The 1290-nt window shown below is 65.7% G+C and carries 1 protein-coding gene; it reads left to right on the top strand.

The genetic code is table 11. From position 1 onward, the window contains the following. On the top strand, positions 1-1290 hold a 1290-nt coding region (locus A5705_RS15315), incomplete at both ends, for an HAD-IC family P-type ATPase (RefSeq protein ID WP_156763130.1).

Raw genomic sequence — 1290 nt, 5'->3', positions numbered from 1 at the left:
GGCGACATCGACATCCTGATCACCGACAAGACCGGCACCCTGACCGAGGGCCGCATCAGCTTGGTCGACACCGTCAACCCGGCCGGAGTGCGCAACGACTCGGTGCTGCGGCTGGCCCTGCTGGCCTGTGACATCGATCCGGCCGCGGGCGGCGCCGCGACCAACGCGCTGGACGGCGCGCTCTGGGCGCACCCCGCCGCACGGCAGCTCGTCGGCGACGGTATGGACCGGGTGGCCTTTTTGCCGTTCGACCACATCCGCCGTGCGACCTCAGCCTTGGTCGATGACCATGGAAAGCGACTGCTGGTGGTCAAGGGCGCACCCGAGCAGATGCTGGCCCGCTGCTCGAGCGCACCCGATCAGTCTCAACAGACGTTGTCCGAGTTGTTCGCGGCCGGGCGCCGAGTGGTTGCCGTGGCGGCCAAGCCGGCGCCACACCTGTCCACGATCACCGCCGACGACGAATCCGAGTTGATGCTGGTCGGGTTCTGCGTCTTTGCCGACGAGCCCAAGGCCGCCGCCCGGCAATCCCTTGATCAGCTTGCCGAGCTGGGAATCGAGGTGAAGATCGCCACCGGCGACAACCCTCGGGTGGCCGAAAAGGTCTGCGCCGAACTGGGTTTGGTCTCCAAGGGCACGATCACCGGCGCGCAGCTGGAATGCCTCGATGACGACGAATTCGGCCGCGCCGCTGCGGACCACAGTATCTTCGCCCGCATCTCCCCCGACCAAAAGGCACGGCTGATCACCGCGGCACGCCGCACCGGAAGATCGGTGGGGTTTCTCGGCGACGGGGTCAACGACGCGCTGGCATTGCACGCCGCCGATGTGGGCATCTCCGTCAACAGCGCCACCGACGTGGCCAAGGACGCGGCCGACGTGGTCTTGCTGGAAAAGGACCTGGGGGTGCTGGCCACCGGGGTGGCCACGGGCAGAAGGATTTTCGCCAATACCATCAAGTACGTGTTCATGGGCACATCGAGCAATTTCGGCAACACCTTCAGCGCCGCCGCCGCGTCGGCGTTCTTGCCGTTTCTGCCGATGCTGCCCAGCCAGATCCTGCTGAACAACCTGCTCTACGACAGCTCGCAGCTCGCGATCCCGACCGACCGGGTCGACGAGGAACAGCTGCAGGCGCCGTCGCATTGGAACGTCGCCTTCATTCGCCGGTTCATGCTGATCTTCGGCCCGATCAGCTCGCTGTTCGACTTCTTGACCTTCGGATTCATGCTGGGCGTGCTGCACGCCGGCGAGGTGGCGTTTCACACCGGGTGGTTCCTGGAAAACCTT

The sequence above is a fragment of the Mycobacterium sp. E787 genome (genome assembly GCF_001668725.1).
In the GTDB taxonomy this organism is placed as follows: Bacteria; Actinomycetota; Actinomycetes; order Mycobacteriales; family Mycobacteriaceae; genus Mycobacterium.
This window is presented reverse-complemented; position numbering and strand designations above follow the sequence as displayed.